This is a genomic window from Rosistilla carotiformis, from assembly GCF_007753095.1.
Classification (GTDB): Bacteria; Planctomycetota; Planctomycetia; order Pirellulales; family Pirellulaceae; genus Rosistilla; species Rosistilla carotiformis.
The window spans coordinates 6,898,384-6,920,295 of record NZ_CP036348.1; the positions used below are offsets into that span (position 1 = coordinate 6,898,384).

Below are 21,912 nucleotides of genomic sequence, written 5' to 3' on the forward strand. Positions count from 1 at the left end.
CCATTCGATGGTGCTGTGTCAACGCGGAGACCTCTGCTTGCCTGCTGGTTGATCGTCGCAGCAGGCTGCTTGGCGTACGCCAATAGCTTTGCGGGCGTCTTCGTCTACGACGATCTGCCAACGATTGTTGAAAACAGAGCGATTCGTTCACTGGACACAACCTGGAGCGCTCAACCGCAAGATATTCCGATGGGGTTGTGGCGACGACCGGTTGGCCGCTGGACGGTCGCACTGAACTATGCCGCCGGCGGTCTGAATCCATGGGGCTACCACGCGCTGAACCTGGCCGTCCATCTGATCGCCGCGCTGCTGCTATTCGACTTGATTCGCCGGACGTTGCTGCTACCCCAGATACCGCCGCAACTGCAACAAGCTGCATCGATGTTGGCCTTGGCAACAGCCCTGATCTGGACGGTTCATCCGCTGCAGACCGAAAGCGTTACCTACATCATCCAACGTCTTGAATCGATTGTTGGGATGTTTTACCTGGCGACGATCTATTGCCTGTTGCGGGGTTGCCAATCGCGGCACCCTTTGGGCTGGTATAGCGTCGCGGCGATCGCATGTTGGCTGGGCGTCGCCACGAAAGAAGTCATGGTCACGGCCCCCGTGGTCGCGTTGCTCTACGACCGGATCTTTCTCACCGGCTCGTGGAAACAAACGCTTCGACAACGGGGTGCGCTGCATGCGATACTGATTGCGGCGGCGATCTTTCTCGTCTGGCGGTCGGGCTACCTGCCGATCGCCCCGCAGCCACCCGCTTTACCGTCGCTCCCCGACCCGTTTCGCGAAGACCGTCCCGATCGCTGGAACTACCTGCTGTCCCAGCCCGGCGTGCTGGTGCATTACCTGAAGCTTTGCTATTGGCCCGCCGGGCAATGCCTCGATTACATGTGGCCGGTTGCCGACAGTTGTTCGAAAATCGTCCTGCCAGGCCTAGTGATCGTGGGGCTACTGGCGGCAACCTTCGTGGCACTGTGGTATCGGCCGCGAATAGGCTTCGTCGGTTTGGCCTCTTTTTTGGTCCTCGCCCCCACATCGACAATCATCCCGCTGCGATTGGCCTTTGAACACCGGATGTATTTGCCTCTAGCCGGGGTTGCGTTTTTGAGCGTCCTGGCCTGTTACTGGCTGATGTTGCGGCTGAAGCTTTCCGATTCCGCCATGCGTCGCGGGGGCGGTATCTTGTGCGCGGTCGTCTGTCTAAGCCTGTTGATCACAACAATCAATCGCAATCGCGTCTACCACAGCATGATCGCCATCTACACCGACAATGTGGCCAAGGCACCCTGGAACCACTTGGCCTACCTGAATCTTGGCACCGCTTATTTTGAGCAAGGCGAACACCAAGCGGCACTGCAAATGTTCCAACGCGCCACGGAACTGGAACCGGAAGACGCTCGCCCCTGGGCAAACCTGGGGTATTCATTGCAGACCGAAGGAGAGCCCGATCGCGCGATCGAGGCCTTGCGCCGCGCGATCCAGATCAAACCCGGCTACCTTCGACCGCATCGAGAGCTTGCCGTCCTATTGCAACGCAAACAGCAATGGCCAGCCGCCCGCGAACATTTTGAACGGGCACTGGAAATCAACGCGTCCGATCCGCAAACCTTAAACGACTACGCCATCGGATTGGCCGCCAACGGTGATCCGGTGGCGGGTGAAGCGATGTTGCGCCGCTGCATCGATTACGACCCGAATCGTCCAAAATCCCATTTCAATCTGGCGATGCTGATCCTCCGCCGACAAGGGGCAAACGACGATGCGCGGGCTCACCTGCGCTGGGCCCTCAGCTTGGATCCGAATCTTCAACAGGCACGCCAAATCTTGCAGCAACTGCAATCACTCGAGCCCTCCTCATGAAACGAACCACATCACATCGCCGCAGCGCGTTGACCGCAAGTTCTGGCAAGCAGCCAGCCTCGGAAACGAGGAAGGTCCGCGCCTCGAAAAGCGATCCACCCCGCGGTGTTTCGTTTTCGATGAGAACATGTATCGCCCTGACCGCCGCGGCGGTGGTGCTTGCGTTTGCCAACAGTTTTTATGGCGTCTTCCTTTTTGACGATCAACCGAACATCCACGAGAACATGTCGCTGCGATCGCTGCAGGCGACGTGGGAGGCCAGCGGAACCGACGTCCCATCCGGGCTTTGGAATCGTCCCGTCGGGCGATGGTCGCTGGCGGTCAATTATTGGATCAGCGGACTGGAGCCGTGGAGCTACCATGCTGTCAATCTTGCGATCCATCTGGTCGCCTCGCTGATCCTGTTGGATCTGCTGCGACGGACGATGCATCTGCGTGGCACGCCCCTTTGGATCCGCGAGCATGCCAATCCGATCGCGCTGGTCGTGACGCTTGTCTGGGCCGTCCATCCGCTGCAGACCGAAAGCGTCACCTATATCGTCCAGCGACTCGAATCGTTGATGGGCATGTTTTATCTAGCGACGATCTATTGCCTGTTGCGAGGCGCTCGATCTCGCCGACACTGGTGGTGGTATGCTGCAGCAGTGGCCAGTTGCTGGCTCGGTGCTTTTACCAAAGAGGTGATGGTTACCGCGCCGGTGGTCGCATTGTTATACGACCGGATTTTCTTAAGCCGATCGTGGCTTACCGTATTGCGGCGACGCGGCTGGGTTCACGCGATGACGCTGCCGTCGTCGATCTATCTCGTCTGGGCCGCCCGGCGGTTGCCGCTGTTGCCACGCCCCGCGTCGCGGCCTTCGATCCCCAGTCCTTTCAGCGACTATACCGATCCGTGGAATTACCTGCTGTCGCAGCCGGGTGTGCTGCTGCATTACCTGCAGTTGACCTTCTGGCCGCGCGGCCAGTGCCTCGATTACATGTGGCCGGTCGCCGATAGTTGGCCCGAAATCGTGCTGCCCGGACTGGTGATCATCGTCCTATTAACCGCATCGTTTGTCGCGCTGTGGCGCTGGCCACGGTTGGGCTTCGTCGGCTTGGCCTCGTTCCTCGTCTTGGCACCCACGTCGACAATCATCCCGCTGCGACTGGCCTTTGAGCACCGGATGTATCTTTCGTTGGCGGGCGTGTCGCTGTTGACAGTGCTAGCCGCTGGGTGGGCGATTCGCCGCTCTATCGACGATCCCACGCAGCAGCGACGTGTGGCGATCGGACTCTCGACGATTGTCCTACTCTCGCTGATCGTCACAACGCATCTCCGAAACACTGTCTACTACAGTCGCTTGGCAATGTTTCAAGACAACGTCGCCAAGGCGCCTGAAAACATCTTCGCCTACATGAATCTGGGCGACTATTACCTGGAAGTCGACGACCCGGCGAGTGCATTGCCCCTGTTCCAAGTGACGACCAAGATCAAGCCTGAAGATGCGCGAACCTGGACCTGCGTCGGTTGCGCGTTGAAGGAATTGGGCAAGCTCGACCAAGCGGCGGCGATGCTGAAGCGAGCTGTCGAATTGAACCCCGATTATTCCCAGGCCAACCACCACTACGCCGTCGCGTTGGAGCAATTGGACGATTGGCCCGCGGCGGTGGAGCACTTTGAAAAGGCGATCGCCCAGGATCCAGGGAACGCCACGATTCATAACGATGTCGCCGTCGCGTTGGGTTCGCGTGGCCTGTTCGCCGATGCGGAAGGCTATCTGCGGCAGGCGCTTCTGCTGAACCCCGAACATGGCGAGGCGCATACGAATCTGGGAAGCATGATCATGAGCCAAGGGGGCTCGCCGCGGGAAGCGGAGTTCCATTTCCGCGAGGCAGTGCGACTGCAACCCGACAGTCGCGAGGCGGCTCTCAACCTACAACGCGTCCAACAATTGGCCGCCCCAGCTGCCGTGGGCGACCGCAAGCAGAAAGGCTAGATTTGCTAGACAAACACTTCCTTCGAGACGGGCAAACTTGTTCATTCGGACAACGCCCGCACGGTACAACAGCACGATGCACCGGCACAAACACCAAGGCAAACACGGTCTGCATGCATAACTTTGCCGACCGGGAAGACATGTCGACGTCCGCGTGAGTGACGCAAAAAATCTTTGACTTCGATTGCCCCCGCGACACAATGAGGACGATGAAGGGGGCAGGGCTGAATCGGAATAGCTCGCTCGATCCCTCAAAGCAGGTTGGAGCCCTCACAACCATGCCAAAATATCCCACCTCATGTAAACACTGCGGTTCTACCTCAAGCATCTACCGGAGCCGAAGTCGTGACTCTTGGACTTCACGCCTGTTGTTATGCAAGTTCGCTCGTTGCCATCACTGCATGAAAGCGTTTGCCGTTCCCACCTGGACACCACTGCGAGAATCCCCCCGCCCGGCCAACACCTCTCCGTCACGCCAAGCCGCTTAGGCTGCGAAAACGAGGCTCTTAAGAAACGCGAGCTTTAAGGTCTAACCTTCGCCGAATTGTCGACGGTTGGCGGCCTGGCTTCGGCATCGTGACGAATGCCACGGAGCATGCGAGGAAAGACAAACGCATGCAGCGGCAGGACTGCGTACCAGTAGGCCAGTCCGAGCAGGCCGCGTGGTCGAAAGCGAGCGGTCTGAATCAATTTGCACGCGTTGTCGTCGATCGGCTCGACGCGGAACTCCAACTCCGCTTCCCCCGGCAACTTCATCTCCGCCCGCAGCCGCAACCAGGTCGGCAGCTCATAGCCATCGACGCGCCAGAAATCGACAGCTTCGCCATAGTTCAGCTGATCCGGATGGCGCCGACCGCGGCGCAGTCCTGGGCCGCCGATCGCTTTGTCCATCAAGCCACGCAGCCACCACAACCAATCGGCACCCCAATACCCGGTCTGTCCACCGATTCGGCTGAGCGCTGCGAAGGTTGCGTCGGCTGAAGCGGCGACGGTTGCGGTTCGCTGGTCCTCAAATACAGTTCCTCCCGACCACTCGGGATCGCCTGGCATCTCGCCCGCCGCCGACCACCAGGTCTCGATCTCGCCCGACCGCAGCTTGCCAACAGCGGCATCGATTGCTTCGCGAACACTAAACAGCGGCCCCGGCATCAACGATTGCGCATCGTCGTCGCGGCATACGGTTCGATTCCGCAACCCTTCGGCCAACGGTCTCGCGATCCGAGCGTTGACGGGGGTGACCAACGAGATCCAAGCGGAACTGAGCCGTGGCGTCAGGACGGGAACCGGCAGGATCACCCGCCGCGGCAACTCCAACGACGCGGCCATGATCTGCATCAACCGCTGATACGAATAGACATCCTGCCCGCCGATATCGATCACGCGTCCGGCGGTTTCGGGAACCTCCAAGCACTGCACCAAGTAGCGGAGGACATCGCGGATCGCAATCGGCTGCGTCTCCATCTTGACCCACTTGGGCGTGATCATGATCGGCAGCCGTTCGACGAGATACCGCAAGATCTCGAACGATGCCGAGCCCGAACCGATGATCATCGCCGCCCGAAAGACTGTGGCCGGGACCTCACATTTCTGCAAGATCTCCGCCACCTCGCGGCGACTGTGCAGGTGTTTGCTGAGGTCCGCTCCCATCTCCCCAAGCCCGCCCAGATAGATAATCCGCTGGCAGCCCGAGCCTTGGATTCCTTGAGTGAACTGGGTGGCGAGTTCGCGATCACGCTCGGCATATTCATTCCCGGCGCTGATCATCGAATGGACAAGATAATACGCCGCATCGGTTTGATCCGCCGCGCGACGCACCGTCCCCGTCTCCTCCAGATCGCCCTGGATCACCTCCAACCGCTCGTGCTGGGACCACGGAAATCTCCGCAGTTTCTCGGGGCTGCGGACCAGGCATCGAACCGAGTAGCCCGCGTTCAACAGTTCGGGCACCAAGCGTCCGCCGACATATCCGGTCGCTCCGCAGATCAGAACACGATGGTGTTTTTCGGTTGGCAATCGTCTTCTCTAGAGTGGCGGTTATTCGCGGTGATTTGAGAGGCGTTGCTGTTCATGGACCCAACCGAGAACTGTTTTTATCCTCGATTTCATCATGCCGACCTCACCTTTTCCATGTTAGCACGAAACCGAATCGAGTGGACTGTTCGCCCGACGGGGCTTTCGAGCACTATCAGCATGGTTGCTGGGATGGTTGGGCGTGCCACTGGCTCTGCCAGTGCTGCCGGAGAGCACGGGCAAAGCCCGTGGCACACGGGAGTCTTGGCAAATGGGAACTTTGGCACACGATTCGTTTCCCAAAACGATAAGACATCATGAAACGATGCCCCGTCCCGTCCGAGCTTGCCGGCCCGATCGGCTCTCTGTTGCTGAGATGGCTGAGGGTGCCACTGGCTCTGCCCGTGCTCTCCGGAAGCACGGGCAAAGCCAGTGGCACACGATTCGTTTCTCGAAACGATAAGGCAACATCAAACGATGCCCAGCCCGTCCGAGCTTCCGGCTCTATCGGCATTGTTGCTGAGATGATTGGGAGTGCCACTGGCTCTGCCAGTGCTGCCGGAGAGCACGGGCAAAGCCCGTGGCACACGACTCGTTTCTGGAAACGATAAGAGAACGTGAAACGATGCCTGCCGAGTCCGAGCTTGCTAGCTCGATCGGCTTTGTGGCTGGGATGGTTCGGAGTGCCACTGGCTCTGCCAGTGTTACTTGGGGAGCACGGGCAAAGCCCGTGGCACACGATTCGTTTCTCGAAACGATAAGGCAACCTAAACGATGCCCAGACGCGGCTGGACTTCTTGTTGGGAAGCAGCTTGAGAGTGGGCCACGACGCCACTTACGCAACGACGATTTCCAGAAGCTCAATTGCGGGTTCTTTGTTGCAGAAGATCATCGCAGTGCGACCGTAGACGATGTCACCGGGCGAGACGTTTAAGAACCGAGCCAGCGGCGGAGCACACTTTACTCGCCACAATTTTTCGAGCACCACTTCGCGCAACACGTTGTGTTGGATCAAGACGCGGCCCAGCGGGATCTCTTCGCTGGCGATTTCCTTCCAAACCTGTGGCTCCAGATATTCGTGGTTCAATCGCACGATTCCGTACTGGACGACTTGCCCATCGCTCTGCCGCACCAACGTGATCTCGCGGGCGTAACGGTTTTCGTCGGTGTCGGTCCGATGGACGTGGACATCGACCAACGAGTTGTGAAACCGTTCGACCGTCACCGTCATGTGGGCATGATGCGCCAACAATTGCTGATAGGCCGGCGGCAACGCTTCGGCGGGCTGCTGAGTGAACTCGCCGAGTTCTTCGCTGCGGTCATAAAAGAGGGCGATCAGAGCGTGTAAGTCGACCGACGGCGGCAGGTTGGCAATTTCTGATGTCACAGGTTTTCCAGTGAGTGAAGCAGGAATGGGGCCATCGGTCGAATCGAGAGCCGCCCTCCACGGCGACCCTCCGCATCGATCGCTTACGCTTTTGTTGGAGCAGTGATCGGCAGCGAGCTGCTGATCGAAACCAGCGGCACCGCCGATTCGCTGGGGCGTTCCAAAACGGTATCGACCAAATGATACAACAACCGACGCAGCGGTTCGGGCTGGATCGCGTCGGCGATCTCTTCGGCCCGCTGCTGATGCTTGTCGACCAAGCGACTCGCCTGATCAAAAACCTTCGCTTTGTTGTACAGCGTCCGGACCGTGGCGATTCGCTGCGTATCGGACAGCCCACAATCGGCCGAAGCCATCGAGAGCAGTTTCGCTTGGTCGTCGGCATCTAACGAAGCCAATGCCAGAGCCCACAACAGCGTCGGGCGTCCGCCCAAAACGTCGCCGCCGGCTTCCAGTTTGTTGTCCGCATCCCCTTGCCAATCCTTCAGGTCGTTGAGGATCTGGAAGGCGACGCCGAGGTTTCGCGAGAAGCCACGAATCGGTTCTTCATAGGCTTCCGCTTCGCCCGCCAGTCGCACGCCGCTGTAGAGCGCCGCTTCGAAAGCTGGCGCGGTCTTGAGTGCGTAGACCTTCAGAGCATCGATCGGTTTCAGTCGTTTGTCGCGATTATCGCGCCACACCAATTCCGCTCCCTGACCTTCGGACAATCGGGTATGAGCGTTCGACAGACAGTGTAGGACGTCGGCAACCGCGGCGGGGCCCAGCGTTTTGGTTTCTCCGGCAACCAAGCGGTATCCGAGTCCGATCAGGTAATCGCCAACGTTGATCGCCGTTGGGATGCCGTGCGATTTGTGAACCGATTGCTCGCCGTAACGGAACGTATCGTCGTCTTCGATGTCGTCGTGAACCAAGCTCGCCTTGTGGAACGTCTCGATACAAAGAGCCGCTCGTTTGACGCCGTCTGGGATCTTGGCGACGACATCAGCGCCACCCGATTCGGTTCCCTTGTCGCCCGTCAACGCATCGTAAGCGGCCAGCGTGATGAAGGGCCGCGCGTACTTTCCACCGCGCGAGACGAAGTCCAACCCAAGGGCTTCGGTCGCGGCGATCGGATCGATTCCGACCAGTGCGTCGCTGCCGTCGTGCAGCTTTTCTTTGATCTCCCGCAGCGAGAGTTCCCCGCGCAGCTTGGGGACCAAATTCTGCAGCTGTTCGGGTTCAAAGATATCGGCCGCACCACGCAGCAGGTGAACGTAAGACCGCGTCTTCTGCTGCGGTTCGCGATGTTCCAACATCACCATCTCGCGAACCCAATCCTCGTCGACGCTTGTGTTGCGGCAATCGCTGGACAACAGAGGAACTGCCATGCAGGGAATGCCCGCCAGCAAGATCTTGTCGATCGCTTTCTCTAACACATTCAAACAGGCGACACCAACGACCGCGTCGACATATCCGCTGACGATGATCTTCATCACGATCGGCGATCCCTCGGCGACCAGCACGCGATGCCCCAGTTCTTCGGCGCGGGTTCGGAAGTCGGCGATCGAACAGGCACCGCAGGTCTTGCAGTTCATGCCAAATTCGTCGTAGTCGGCGGGGCAGCCCTCGGCGTGCTTGAGGCAGTGGGGCAGCAGGAACAACCGGCGGCTGTGCGGCACCCCCGCGACCTGATCGCGCCAGTACTCGCTGCTCAACACGACCATGATCCAGCCCAGATAACCCTCGGGCATATCCATGTCGGCCAACAACCGACGCGAGACGGTTTCCATCTCGTCTTTGGTCATCGGCGTCGACTTGTCGAACTTCGACGCGACCTCGCGACAACGATCGCGCAGCCGTTGCCGCAGTTCGGGCGTCTCGGGAACAATCTTTAAGTGCCCGGTGCTGCGGCGCCGTTTTCGGCGACCTTCTTTAGACGTGAGGTTTTCAGCATCGGAAGCGACCGTGGCGGGGGGCGTAACAGTGGACAAAGGCTTTCCTCGTCAGTTCTTCTTCGGTGCAGATCGGGCAAGCAGGCGGGACGATATTCGGTTTGCTAACGGTAGGCGGCAACAGGCTCTCAACATTTCACGTCGTAGTGGATCTTGTTAAAGATCCCTCGCGCAACAGGATCTTTGAACAAGATCCACTACGCTTGGCGTGGTTCCAGTGCGTGCTGGGCCTGTCCCAACGCGGCGGTCGTAAAGACCAGCGGATACAATTGTTCGTGATACCAAAGCTTCGCAAAATAAAATCCGATCGGCCAAGGATGCTCGCATCGACCGGCGTCGACCGCATCGCACAGGAATCGGACGCCTTCGATTATAGTTGCTCGGTGGGGCGGATAGCCACTCCCGGACAGAGCTTCCACGACAACCGCCGTTTCCTCAACGCTACTGCTGATCAATTGTCCCGTTTCGGCGTTTCGATCGGGCAATCCGTGGCGTCGCAACCAGTCGCCGACCGAAGCGCCGCCGCCCCAACCCCCATCGGTGTTCTGGGTCTTCACCAGGAAATCCCAACCCCGACGGCAGGCCGAAGTTTCGTCGCGGCCCAGTTCTTGATAGGCCAACAGGACGCGAGCGGTTCCATAGTAGGGGTTTTCGTCGTCGGGAAGATCGTGGTTTCCAAACCACAGCGGCAGCCAGCTGCCATCGTCTCGCTGCGTCTTTTGGAGGTAGGCGAACCCCCGTTCGATCGCCGCTGCGACATCTCGCTTCATTTTTTGCAATTCTGCGGGGTCGACAGTTGGCTCAACGCCAGCCTCGGCCTCTTGTTCGAGCGATGTTCGCCAAGCGTTTAGCGCCCGCATCGCATGCGCCGTCAGGTCGCTTCCGCTGCGATCGAACGGCAACTTGCCCCAGCCGCGGCAGAAGGTCGGCCAGCCGCCGTTGCGATTCTGCAGCCCCAACAGCCAACGGACTCCCGCAAGCGAAGCTTCAGCTAATTGCTGCCGCCGCGAGGAATCGAGATCGACCGAAGCTCGAATCTTGGAGAGTGCCAAAATCGCCGCCGGCGTGTCGTCGGCATCGGGAACCGCTCCGCTGAGATCGGTCCATCCCCAACCGCCCGGATCGGCGCCAGTGAACGGATGCCGCTCGTGGTACTGGCAACTGAGCAGCCAGTCGAGCGTCCCGTCGTCGACAAATTGCGCCAGTTCGTCCGGCTGCGATTTTCCCAACGCACCCAACGAAAGCGAAGTGATCCAAGTCGCCAGATTTTCGTCGATCGGCCAACTGCCGTCGGGCAACTGGCTGCCCAACAGGAACTTCACAGCGTCGCGGCTGACCGGATGTTGAGCGTGCCCGATCGACGACAGGCTCATCAAAACGAAACTGGTCAGCGGCGTCGCTTCCAAATAGCCGCCGCTTTCGGGCTGCATCTTCTGCAACACGTCCAGCGTCTTGCCGCGGGTGGCGGCTCGCGCCAACCAAGTGATCGGATTCCAGGTGCCGGCGTGCTGGTAACGGGCTTGCCCGATCGCGACCAATGCGGGAATGGCGTAACTGACGACCGGCATCTGCACAAATCGATACATGCTTTGCGGAAACGCCGCCAATTCAAACGGAAGCGCTGGAACGCGCGACCAAGGGACCAGTCCAGCGATCGCACAGTTCGAGAGGATTGGAACGACAAAGGTCTTGTCGCGGCCATAACGTCGCTTCAGTCCCGCCCAGCCGCCTTCGCCGTCAATGTATTTCTGCAGTCGCGCGATCGCTTCGGTCCGGTTCGCCGGATCGTCGCCAAGATGCCAGGCTGCCATCGCCAGAAAGCTCGACGCGATGTTCGACGGACTGCGATCGGTATCCCCAAATCCGCCGTCTTCGTTTTGCGCGGCATCGAGCCAGACGAGCCCCTTCTTAACCGCTTCGCGTGCCGACACTGCATGTTCATCGTCGCCGACGCGGCTGAAGACCGACAGCGCACTGATCGCCGTCGCCGTCGACAGCGAGGAAGCGGCCAAGCGTCCGGTCCAGTGTTTTTGGTCGCCGCGGGCGCTGATCAATTGCTGGCGAACACGTTGCAGGCAGGCAGCGATGTCGGGAACGCTTCCCGCGTCGGACGTTTCTTCTCGGTGGGATGTTGGGTTTTCAATCATGGTTCCCCCAGCGTGTCCCAGCGCCAGCGAGAATGCAAGCCGCCCCAACCGTCGAACACGCCTGCGGCTTGGCCTTTGAGAGTTGCCGCGATATGTTGAGTCGAGTTCAGCCGTTGGCGCAAGTGGCTACCGAACGCTGGGCGATGCCGAGCCAGCGGCCCCATACTGGACGTCGCATCCGTCGACCCATTTTCCCAAGCAAGCGTGCCGCTTCTACACACCGGACCGCGAGACGTTTCCCTCTTTTGCCACATCATAAAGATACTTACGTGCTGACATCAACTTTCGTTTACTTTGATCTGGGTAAAGTCTTGGTGACATTCGATCCGGAGATCGCGTGCCGCCAGGTAGGGCAACTGCTGGGATGCGATTCGCCGACGATTCGCGCGGCGATGTACGACAGTGGCATCGAAGAACTGCTGGAATCGGGAAAGATCCACGAAGCGGAGTTCCTCGATCGATTGTTCACCCATGTCGGCCGCAGCGCTGCGGCCGACGACGTCTTAGAAGCGATGAGCGCGATGTTCCGTTTAAACACATCGATGCTGCCCGTCGTTTCGCGATTGGTGAACGAAGGAATTCCGATGGGAATCCTATCGAACACCTGCGGCCCGCACTGGGATTGGATCCAGCGGCAGAATTACGGGCTGCTACGGCTGATCGGCCCGCGGGCAGCTTTGAGCTACAAAATCGGCTGCATGAAACCCGATCCGCAGATTTACAGCGCGGCGGCCGAAATCGCCGGTTTCGCAGCGGATCAGATCCTGTTCATCGACGATCGAATTGAAAACGTTCAAGGGGCGACCGATTGCGGATGGCGAGCGATTCACTACGTCGACACACCAACGCTCGTGCGAGATCTTCGCGCGATGGGGTACCGCTGTTTCGTTTGAGTTTCGCTACAATCGGGGAACGCAGTGTTGCCAATTGCCACCAACCTCTTCCAACCGATTCGGGGCTGAGTCTTTCCTGTGTCTGATACAACTGAACGTTCTTCCTCCGCTGGCTTATTACCTCCGCGAACCGTCGCGGTCATCGATATCGGCGCCACCAGCATTCGCATGGCCGTGGCCGAGATTAGCGATCTAGGGCTGGTCCGTACGATCGATTCATTGACTCGCAAGATCACGTTGGGGGAAGACGTCTTTAAATCGCGGCAGATCTCGCGATCATCGATCGAAGAGTGTGTACGCATTCTGCGATCATATCAAAAGGTGCTGCTCGAGTATGGGATCACGGCGGCGGTCGACATTCGTGTGGTCGCCACCAGCGCGGTCCGCGAAGCGGCCAATCGCCTCGCGTTTCTGGATCGGGTCTACATCGCCACGGGGTTGGAGGTGGAATCGATCGAAGAGGCGGAGGTTAATCGGATCACTTACATGGGCATCCAGCCCCACCTGGACAGCGATCCCAAGTTGGCGGTGGCCAAGTCGGTGGTGGTGGAAGTGGGGGGGGGATCGACCGAGGTCTTGGTCGTCCGCAGCGGAAACGTCTTGTTCTCCGAGACCCACCGGCTTGGATCGTTGCGACTCGCTGAGCGACTGGAAACGCTAGGCGCTCCCGGCATGCGACGGCGAAGCATCATGGAGACGCAGATCCGGCAGACGGTGGCCAGGATCCGCGAGCAGGTATTTGCCGAGGATGGAAAAATCGAACTGATCGCCCTGGGGGGCGACATGCGGTTCGCCGCCGGACACATTTTGGGCGACTGGGACGGCGGTTCGCTGGCACGCGTGTCGGTCGATGCATTGGAAGCGCTGGTCCATGTGGTGTTGCAGTACAACGAGGACGAAATCGTACAGAAGCTGAACGTCAACTTCTCCGATGCGACCACGCTGGGTCCTGCGTTGTTAAGCAATCTGATGCTGGCAAGAAGCTTTCAGCTCGATACCGTACTGGTCTCGGACACCAATCTCCGCGATGGGCTGCTGCTGGAGATGGCTTCGGATGGACGTTGGACGGCGGAGTTTCGTAACCAGATCCTCCGGTCAGCGTTTACTTTGGGACGGAAGTGCGACTTCGATGCCCCGTACGCAAAACATGTGGCAGCGTCGGCCAGCCTATTCTTTGAGCAATTGAAGGAAGAGCATCAACTGGATGCCAAATATGAAGTCATGCTGCACGTGGCAGCTCTGTTGCACGAGATCGGGATGTTTGTCGATGTTCGCAGCAATCACAAGCACGCGATGTATTTGATCCGCAACAGCGAAATCTTTGGCCTCAGCCGACAGGACGTGTTATTGGTCGCATTGGTTGCCCGATACCATCGCCGGGCGCACCCGCAACCCAGCCACGAGGGTTACGGCAGCCTCAGCCGCGGCGAACGCGTGGCGGTTGCCAAGATGGCGGCGTTGCTGCGATTGGCCATCGCGATGCACGATTCCCGATCTGGCCGGGTACAAGAATTCAAATGCATCAAACAGCGCGATCGGTTGGTGATCGAAGTGGCACGTCTTGAAGACGTCACGCTGGAACAATTGGCAATCCGACAAAACAGCACGCTGTTTGAAGAAGTGTTTGGGTTGCGCGTGATGGTGCGAGGCGAACAGTAGCCACGGTGGAATGCCCCGTAACTGGGAACGGTTGCAACGAATAACACGTTTAGGCGAGACAGCGACCGCCGAACGGTAGGGCAAAATTCCCCGGCGGCCATTTGGATTGTGGTAGGCTGTAACAGAGCGGTCCGCAACCGGGTTGGCTCATCGATCTGACCAGGTCCTGCCCTGTCATGAATCGATCGATCGTCTTAACTTTTCCCTTCGGAGTCGTCCGGCATGTCTTTACGCCTCTCGCTTTTGCTTTCGCTACTGGTCATCGCCGCGACCGCTGCCAACGGTCAAGACCCTTACGTAGAAGCACGCAAAAAGCTGGTTCAAGATCGCGTGGCCACTGCTGGCGTGACCGATCCGGGAGTCCTGCGATCGATCGAAACGACGCCACGACATCAATTCATCCCGCGTACGCTTTGGGACCAAGCCTACTACGACATGGCCTTGCCGATCGGCGATTCGCAGACGATCAGCAGCCCGTTCATCGTTGCGCACATGACCGAAGTGTTGCAGTGCAAACCGGACGATGTGGTGCTGGAGATCGGCACCGGCAGCGGTTATCAAGCGGCCGTGCTGAGCCCATTGGTCAAACATGTCTACACGATTGAAATCGTCGAACCACTAGGAATCAAAGCCGCGGCAACACTCAAACGCCTCGGTTACAAAAATGTCTCGGCAAAAGTCGGTGACGGCTTTTTAGGTTGGCCTGAAGCGGCACCGTTCGACAAAATCATCGTCACCTGCTCGCCCGAATCGGTCCCGCAACCTTTGGTTGATCAATTAAAGGAAGGGGGCCGGATGGTGATACCCGTTGGTGAACGGTACCAACAGACGCTGTATCTGATGGAAAAGAAGGACGGAAAAATCGTCCGGCAATCGTTGCGACCGACGCTGTTTGTGCCCATGACTGGCACGGCCGAAGATGGTCGCTTGAAGCAGCCCGATGGCGAGAATCCCGAAGTGGTCAACGGCAGCTTTGATGCCGCGTCGGACGATCCGGAACAAGTGCCCGGTTGGTATTATGGTCGACAGTTTGCATTGACTCCCGATCCCGCCAGCGCCGGTAACTTTGTCCGCTTCCAAAATGAAACCGCAGGCCGCGATTCTCACCTACTGCAAGGCTTAGCACTCGACGGCCGAGCAATCCCGCGCGTCCGACTGGCTGGTAAAGTTCGCACGCAGAACATCGATAACCGGGGTCGCCCCGACCAACTGCCCGTCGTGGCGGTCAGCTTTTACGATGAAAAACGTCGCGAACTGGGGACGTTTTGGATCGGCCCGTTTACCGGGACCCACGACTGGACCGAGCATCAGCGGTCGTTCCGCGTCCCACCGACGACCCGCGAAGCAATCGTCCGTATCGGCCTCTTTGGAGCCGTCGGGACCATTGATTTCGATGACGTGACACTGACGCCCGAACTGTAGCGAGCTTCCGTCACTCGCCGCTGGGCAACCGTTGGCATCGCAATTGGGGGGGACCATTGCCGATGGCGTCCCCTCGCGTCGGCGGAGCATCTGCCGATCGGATGACTCCGCAATCAGCGTGAAATCCAAGGCGACAAACCACCCCTTCAGAATCACCAACAACACAAACGGGTGTGCGACCAACGCGAACCACCACCCTGGAGGTGGTGAACAATCACCCACCACGCCTAGTGGTTAACACGTAATGCGTGGCGTTGGAAAACCAGGTGTGCGATCGCAATCGGGCAAGCCGTTGCAGTCGTTTTATCTCTGCAGCTTGACCCTAAATCAAATTATTCATTGAAATAATTAGGACTAGCAAGCTTGAATAGCAGCCGGGGAAGATTATCCTTTCTGGGTATTCTGGGCGCGAAATCGCGAACACGCTTAATGTAGATTTTGGGATAAGTTGGAAAGGATCGGGAGGTTCTGACTCATGCGACGAATTCAATGGATGCCGGTTGCACTAGCAGCCGTGGCGATGACACTTGTTGGGGACACCGCACACGCCGGGTGGGGCTCCTTCGGCAGTTACGGTTCTTCGGGCAGCTCGGGCTCTTCGGGCAGCTACGGATCGTACGGCAGCTCGGGCGGAAGCAGCGGTAGCTATGGCAGTTACTCCGTTTCGTACAGCAGCTACGGAAGTTCGGGCGCCAGCTATGGCAGCTCGGGTTCCAGCGGCGGTAGCTCGGGACACTTTGGGATTCTGAAACGAATCAAGGCCCGGCACCAAGCATGGCACGCAGCGCGCGCCAGCAGTGGCGGATCGAGCGGCTACGTCAGCGGATATTCAAGCAGCAGCGGATCGAGCGGATACTCGTCCAGAAGCTACGCGAGCAGCGGCGGCAGCTACGGCTCCTATCGCGCCTACAGCAGCTATGGCAGCAGCGGCGGATCGAGCGGATACAGTGCCAGCAGCGGCGGCAGCAGCGGATCGTACAGTGCCAACTACTATTCGGCACCTGTCGAATCGTATTCGACACCAATGTACGAATCGGCACCGGTTTACAGCGAACCCATGATCGAATCGTCGCAGGGCGAATCGATCATCGAAACACCTGTCGAAGGCGCTTCGTATCATCAAACGCAATCGACCACTTCGTCCAGCGAAGCATTGCTGACGATGCAAGTTCCTGCCGATGCCAATGTCTACGTCAACGGCAGCAAGACCAGCAGCACTGGCGAACACCGCCAATTCGTCTCGCGCGGCCTGACACCGGGTTATTCGTATTCGTACGACGTACGCATCGAACACACCGTCAACGGCCAATTGGTCAGCGAATCGAAGGTTGTCCGCCTGCATGGTGGCGAAACCCGTTCGTTGGTTTACTCGGCACCTGCGGTTGAAGCGCCAGCTTACGTTGCCGCTCCAGAGACCGAATCGGATGCTGTCGAAACCGTTTTGACCGTTAATGTGCCTGCGGACGCCAAGGTGACTTTGGCTGGCAACGCGACCGATGCCGATGGTACCACACGTACCTTCCGCACCAAGCAATTGCAGGCTGGTCAAGTTTGGAGCGACTACACCGTTTCGGTTGCGATCCAACGCAACGGACGGACGTTGACCGAAGAGAAGACGATTTCGTTGTCGGCTGGCAGCTCGCCAGAACTGACCTTCGATTTCGCTGACGAAACGGTTGCAATGCGATAAGCAATGCGTTCGCAATGACACGACCCAGAAGCCCGCGTTGGAAATTTCCAACGCGGGTTTTTTCGTGCGCTGCGTGCGGTTATCTTCTGACGCATGAACGACGACACACTCTCGCCCCCTTTCGCGCCGCCGCGTTGGTTGAAGATAGCGATCAGCATCGCCGTCGTCGTCCATTTGTGGGCGGTCGTGGCCGAACCGATCCGCTTTTCAACGCGTGGTCCCGGCGGTCCCTCACCCGCCGCATCGATCTTTCGCGCCCCGGTCGGCCGCTACGTCGACTTCCTTTACCTCAGCCACGGGTACGCGTTTTTTGCTCCCGATCCCGGCCCCAGCCATCTCGTCGAGGCCAGCTGGACCGATGCCGATGGCCAGCCGCAAACCGAGACCTTTCCCGATCGCACCAACCAGTGGCCTCGCTTGCTGTATCACCGCCACTTTATGTTGACCGAGTTTTTACACAACTTGCACGAGCCTCAATCGCTTCCGCCCGACGTGCCACGTGACAGTGTCATCTTTCGCGAATGGCGATCCGGCCGCGACCGCTATGAAATGATCCGCGACGGTTTTGCCAATCACCTGCAACACGTCCATGGCGGTAGCGCGGTGCAGATCGATCGCGTCGAACACCGAATGCCGGGGATTCCTGAGTTCATCGAAGAACAGATCGATCTGGAACACGAGCGGCTGTATCTGACGTTGCCCGATGGCCTGCCGGCTTTCGATGGGATCGCACCATGAACAAACCGTCTCGCTGGATCGCCAACTATTTCACCGAACTCACCACGCTGTGGGATCGGTTTTGGTTCACCCCCACCGCGCCGCATACCTTGGCCGCGATCCGGATCGCGATCGGGTTGATGCTGCTGTACACGCACCTGGTGCTGGCGTCTCAGCTGCTTGCATTTGTCGGCACTGATGCCTGGGTCACGACCGATACGGTGCGCCAGTTGCACGAAAACGATTACGCCTGGTCTTATCTTTGGTACGTCGATAGCCCAGCGATCCTGTGGACGCACCATCTGGTCACGATCGCCGTGACGATCTGCTTTGCCTGCGGGTTCCTCACGCGGCTGACCGCTCCGGCGGCGTGGTTTCTTCAATTGATGTACATGCATCGGTTGACCGGAGCGTTGTTTGGATTGGACCAGATGACGACGATGATCACGATGTATCTGATGCTGACACCCTGCGGATCGGTCTGGTCGGTCGACGCTTGGCTGCGTCGTCGTCGCCTAGCCACGGGGCAGCCGTCGCGATGGTGGTTGCCATCGGCCTCCCCTTCGATCGCTGCCAACATCGGCACACGGCTGATGCAGCTGCATCTGTGTGTGATCTATCTGTTTGGTGGTGTCAGCAAGATGCGTGGCGAGATGTGGTGGGATGGAACGGCGACCTGGTTTGCGGTTTCCAATTACGAATACCAATCGATGAACATGACCTGGATCGTTCACTATCCGATTCTGTTCGCCGCTCTTTCGCACGCGACGGTCCTTTGGGAAACCTTCTACTGTGCATTGGTTTGGCCGCGGCTGACTCGCCCCTGGGTGCTGTTGACGGCGGTGATGGTCCACGGCGGAATCGCGATGTTCCTGGGCATGATCACCTTTGGCGTGACGATGATCATCGCTAACGCAATCTTCATTCCGGCAGCGATCTTGCAGACGGTTGGGCAACGGCCGCCCAAAGCCTGATTTTTGCAGCGTAAACGTTTCGGGCGACTCGATTTGCGGGTCGCCAACGTCGCCGGGCCGGTATCGAAAAAAAGACGTTTTCGGTACGATGGATCCTCTCGCTGGATGCCGGCCGCTGGTCGGATCCTGCGACCACGCCCGTCGTTTGTCAGAGTTTGCCTGACTTATTATTTGGAGAGTCACCTGTGACTGAAGTTCGCCGAAAACCTGTTGTTGTGATCGTTCGTGATGGTTGGGGACAAAATCCCTTTTCGAAATGGGATCAATCCAATGCGGTCCTCATGGGCAAGACTCCAGTCTCCGACGCTTTGATGCAAAGCTATCCCAACACGCTGATCAAGACATCGGGCGAAGATGTTGGTCTGCCAGCGGGCGTGATGGGGAACAGCGAAGTCGGCCACCAGAACATCGGTGCCGGCCGGATCGTCGATCAAGAAGTGATGCGGATCACCCGTTCGATTCGCAAGGGAGAGTTCTTCGAGAACCCCGTGCTGCAGGAAGCGATCGCGCACGTCAAAGCTTCCGGCGGCTCGCTGCACCTGGTCGGATTGATGTCCGACGGACGCGTGCACAGCGACCTGGAACACGCGTTTGCCGTCACCGAATTGGTCAAGCGAAGCGGCTTGGCGGGCGACCGCTACATCGTCCATGCGATCACCGACGGCCGCGACACCGCGCCGACCGGCGGCTTGGGCTACGTGGCAAAACTGCAAGAGAACCTTGCATCCGAAGGCGTTGGCAAAGTCGGCAGCGTGATCGGTCGTTATTATGCGATGGACCGCGACCTGCGTTGGGATCGCGTCAAACTCGCCTACGACATGATGACTCGCGGTGCCGAACAAACCGCGGCGACAGCTAGCGAAGCGATCCAGAGCTATTACGACAACCCAACCGAATCGAATCGCACCGGCGACGAATTCATCACTCCGATCACCGTATCGGACGCCGACACCGTCGATCCGAAGCAGCTTGTCAAAGCGGGCGACGCGGTGATCTTCTTGAACTACCGTGGCGACCGAACACGCGAACTGACCAAAGCCTTCACCTACGACGACACCGAGTGGGCGAACATCGACGGCGGCGGATTCGATCGCGGTGAAAAGATCGACAACCTCTACTTCGCCACGATGACCGGCTACGAAACCGGCCTGCCCGTCCACGTGATCTTCGAAAAACCAGCGAAGATGCCAAACATCCTGGGCCAGTACATCAGCACCTTGGGCCTGAAGCAGTTCCGTTGTGCGGAGACCGAAAAGTATCCTCACGTCACCTTCTTCTTCAACGACTACCGCGACGATCCTTTCGAAAACGAAGAGCGTGGGATGTTGCAGTCGCCGCGCGACGTGTCGACCTACGATCAGAAACCGGAGATGTCGGCCGCTGGGATTACCGACCGCGTGCTGCAAGAGATCGCAGCGGGCAAGACCGATCTGATCATCATGAACTACGCCAACGGCGACATGGTCGGCCACACCGGTAACCTGAACGCAGCGATCAAGGCGGTCGAAGTCGTCGATGAATGTGTCGGCAAGATCGTCGAAGCGACGCTAGCCGCGGGCGGTTCGCTGATCGTGACCGCCGACCACGGCAATTGCGAACAGATGATCAATCCGGAAACCGGCGGCCCGCACACCGCGCACACGACCTACGATGTGCCGTTGATCGTCGTCGAACCGGGCCTGGACGGCAAGCAACTGCGCAGCGGCGGCCGATTGGCCGATATCGCACCGACCGCTCTGGCCCTATTGGGCTTGGAAAAGCCGGAAGAGATGACCGGTGAATCGTTGATCGCCATCGATTGATCGGGGCCTCCCCGCGGACGATCCCGCCGCGGGTTCGTGACATCTCTTGCAAAGGCAATTTGTGGGTCGGATTCAATTTGATTATTCGGGTGCGGTCGATGCCAATTATGGCGTGACTGAAGCTCAAATTGCGGAACTGGCCCCCAAGTTGCTCGAGTTGCAACAGGAGTTCGTCGCTGTTGCTCCGCCGTTCGCTTCGCTTCCACGCGAGTTGTTGGACGGCTACAACGAGCTTCGCGACGACAGCCCGCTGGGGCAGATCTTTCGCGTCGCCAACCGCTTGCACGACGAAGTCGATGCGGTCGTGGTCCTCGCCGGCGGCGGAGCTTATCGCGGTGTCCAAGCGCTCCGCGATGCCTGCTGCGATCCCTACCACAACGAATTGTCTCGCGGTGGCCGTGGCAGCAAGCCGCGGATGTATTTCACCGGCAACGATCTCGACAACGATGCGTCGAGTGCCCTGTTGCATCGGCTGGGACGCGATCTGACAGCGATCGATCCGGTGGTTCGGCGTTGGGCGATGGTCGTGATCGATCCGGCGGGGGAAACGCGAGAGCGAGCGTTGGCGCTGCGTCAGTTCCTGCCGGCGATGGAGGAATCGCTCGCCGACGACGCGGCACAGTGGCTGCCCGAATTGCTCCTTCCCGTGACCGACCAACCGAGCAAGCTGCGCGACCTCGCCCAGGCGATCGGGTGCAAGGAGATCTTCCCGGTCTCCAACGAACTCGACGAACGGTTCAACGTCCTCTCCGCCGCCGGCGTCTTGCCCGCCGCGATGCTCGGGTTGGACTGCGTCCAGCTGCTCGAAGGGGCCGCGGCGATGGATGAACACTTTAGGGCCGCTCCTCCCGAATCCAACCTCGTGCTGCAATACGTCGCCATCCATCATCTGCTGCAAACGCATCGCGGGATCGATCGACGCGTGATGAATGTCTGGGGATCGGCACTCGAAACGTTTGGCCTCTGGCACGACCAACTGCTCGCCGGTTCGGGATCCCCGGTGCTGCCGCTAACGACGGTCAGCCCTCGCGACGGGCACCACCTCGATCCAACGAACCTGCAGGGCAAAGTCGTCAACCACGTAATCGTCCAACAGCATCGGGCCGACCCGTGGCAGGTCGGGCAGAGCGATGGCGACCACGACGGACTGAACGCGTTATCCGACCGCAAACTGCCCGACTTGATGACCCAAGCGATCGCCGACTCCGATGCGGCACTGCACACAGCTGGATGCCCGACGACTCAGCTGCGAATGCACGAAATCGACACGCACTCGCTAGGTCAGCTGTTCCATATGCTGATGCTCACCACGACGCTCGAATGCCGTCTACAAAACTGCGATTCGAAGGACAAACCCAGCACAAAATAGTGAACGTCCCGCGGTAAGTCCGTAAAAATTTCACCCTGCGCGTGACAATCTCGGTGCAGAAAGTGCCTTTTA

At 59.0% G+C, this 21,912-nt stretch carries 14 protein-coding genes; 10 read left to right on the plus strand and 4 right to left on the minus strand.

Annotated features, from left to right (window positions below):
• The first annotated feature begins 15 nt into the window (after positions 1 to 15).
• Together Poly24_RS24830 and Poly24_RS24835 are read left to right on the plus strand one after the other, a co-directional pair.
• Positions 16 to 1,863 (plus strand): tetratricopeptide repeat protein, encoded by a 1,848-nt coding sequence (locus Poly24_RS24830; RefSeq protein WP_197452156.1) that lies wholly within the window; start codon positions 16 to 18, stop codon positions 1,861 to 1,863.
• Positions 1,860 to 3,839: a tetratricopeptide repeat protein gene (locus Poly24_RS24835; protein ID WP_145101957.1), complete on the plus strand. Its 1,980-nt coding sequence runs from the start codon at positions 1,860 to 1,862 to the stop codon at positions 3,837 to 3,839. Before Poly24_RS24830 ends, Poly24_RS24835 begins: the two co-directional genes overlap by 4 nt.
• A gap of 522 nt (positions 3,840 to 4,361) precedes the next feature.
• Here the strand turns inward: Poly24_RS24835 and Poly24_RS24840 are convergent.
• The 4 genes from Poly24_RS24840 to Poly24_RS24855 all read right to left on the minus strand — a co-directional run bounded on the left by Poly24_RS24840 (position 4,362) and on the right by Poly24_RS24855 (position 11,314).
• A complete protein-coding gene (locus Poly24_RS24840; RefSeq protein WP_231753336.1) occupies positions 4,362 to 5,852 on the minus strand; it encodes an SDR family oxidoreductase in 1,491 nt (496 codons plus the stop codon).
• 832 nt (positions 5,853 to 6,684) lie between these two features.
• Positions 6,685 to 7,236: a hypothetical protein gene (locus tag Poly24_RS24845; RefSeq protein ID WP_231753337.1), complete on the minus strand. Its 552-nt coding sequence runs from the start codon at positions 7,234 to 7,236 to the stop codon at positions 6,685 to 6,687.
• Between the two features lie 83 nt (positions 7,237 to 7,319).
• The gene (locus Poly24_RS24850; RefSeq protein WP_145101959.1) at positions 7,320 to 9,206 is read right to left on the minus strand and encodes a polyprenyl synthetase family protein; all 1,887 of its coding nucleotides are present in this window, start codon (positions 9,204 to 9,206) and stop codon (positions 7,320 to 7,322) included.
• Positions 9,207 to 9,364: 158 nt separating this feature from the next.
• On the minus strand, positions 9,365 to 11,314 hold the full coding sequence (locus tag Poly24_RS24855) for a prenyltransferase/squalene oxidase repeat-containing protein (protein WP_145101961.1): 1,950 nt from the start codon (positions 11,312 to 11,314) through the stop codon (positions 9,365 to 9,367).
• A gap of 269 nt (positions 11,315 to 11,583) precedes the next feature.
• Here Poly24_RS24855 and Poly24_RS24860 point away from each other — a divergent pair, with 269 nt between their 5' ends.
• The 8 genes from Poly24_RS24860 to Poly24_RS24895 all read left to right on the plus strand — a co-directional run bounded on the left by Poly24_RS24860 (position 11,584) and on the right by Poly24_RS24895 (position 21,840).
• Positions 11,584 to 12,207 (plus strand): HAD family hydrolase, encoded by a 624-nt coding sequence (locus Poly24_RS24860; protein ID WP_197452157.1) that lies wholly within the window; start codon positions 11,584 to 11,586, stop codon positions 12,205 to 12,207.
• Between the two features lie 78 nt (positions 12,208 to 12,285).
• Positions 12,286 to 13,866: a Ppx/GppA phosphatase family protein gene (locus tag Poly24_RS24865; protein WP_231753338.1), complete on the plus strand. Its 1,581-nt coding sequence runs from the start codon at positions 12,286 to 12,288 to the stop codon at positions 13,864 to 13,866.
• 222 nt (positions 13,867 to 14,088) lie between these two features.
• On the plus strand, positions 14,089 to 15,288 hold the full coding sequence (locus tag Poly24_RS24870) for a protein-L-isoaspartate(D-aspartate) O-methyltransferase (protein ID WP_145101965.1): 1,200 nt from the start codon (positions 14,089 to 14,091) through the stop codon (positions 15,286 to 15,288).
• Between the two features lie 475 nt (positions 15,289 to 15,763).
• Positions 15,764 to 16,978: a TIGR03000 domain-containing protein gene (locus tag Poly24_RS24875; protein ID WP_231753339.1), complete on the plus strand. Its 1,215-nt coding sequence runs from the start codon at positions 15,764 to 15,766 to the stop codon at positions 16,976 to 16,978.
• Positions 16,979 to 17,071: 93 nt separating this feature from the next.
• On the plus strand, positions 17,072 to 17,716 hold the full coding sequence (locus tag Poly24_RS24880; protein ID WP_145101967.1) for a hypothetical protein: 645 nt from the start codon (positions 17,072 to 17,074) through the stop codon (positions 17,714 to 17,716).
• The gene (locus Poly24_RS24885) at positions 17,713 to 18,669 is read left to right on the plus strand and encodes an HTTM domain-containing protein (RefSeq protein WP_145101969.1); all 957 of its coding nucleotides are present in this window, start codon (positions 17,713 to 17,715) and stop codon (positions 18,667 to 18,669) included. The genes Poly24_RS24880 and Poly24_RS24885 overlap by 4 nt, the downstream gene beginning before the upstream one ends.
• A gap of 185 nt (positions 18,670 to 18,854) precedes the next feature.
• Positions 18,855 to 20,471 carry a 2,3-bisphosphoglycerate-independent phosphoglycerate mutase gene (gpmI, locus tag Poly24_RS24890; RefSeq protein ID WP_145101971.1) on the plus strand — a complete coding sequence of 539 codons (1,617 nt, stop codon included), beginning with the start codon at positions 18,855 to 18,857 and terminating at the stop codon, positions 20,469 to 20,471.
• A gap of 61 nt (positions 20,472 to 20,532) precedes the next feature.
• Entirely contained in the window at positions 20,533 to 21,840 is a 1,308-nt protein-coding gene (locus Poly24_RS24895; RefSeq protein ID WP_145101973.1) for a glucose-6-phosphate isomerase, read from the plus strand.
• The last annotated feature ends 72 nt before the right edge of the window (positions 21,841 to 21,912 follow it).

Coding starts and splice junctions, on each gene's coding strand:
- Poly24_RS24835 (WP_145101957.1), top strand. CDS start 1,860: ATGAAACGAACCACATCACATCGCCGCAGCGCGTTGACCGCAAGTTCT.
- Poly24_RS24855 (WP_145101961.1), bottom strand. CDS start 11,314: ATGATTGAAAACCCAACATCCCACCGAGAAGAAACGTCCGACGCGGGA.
- Poly24_RS24870 (WP_145101965.1), top strand. CDS start 14,089: ATGTCTTTACGCCTCTCGCTTTTGCTTTCGCTACTGGTCATCGCCGCG.
- Poly24_RS24875 (WP_231753339.1), top strand. CDS start 15,764: ATGCGACGAATTCAATGGATGCCGGTTGCACTAGCAGCCGTGGCGATG.
- Poly24_RS24880 (WP_145101967.1), top strand. CDS start 17,072: ATGAACGACGACACACTCTCGCCCCCTTTCGCGCCGCCGCGTTGGTTG.
- Poly24_RS24885 (WP_145101969.1), top strand. CDS start 17,713: ATGAACAAACCGTCTCGCTGGATCGCCAACTATTTCACCGAACTCACC.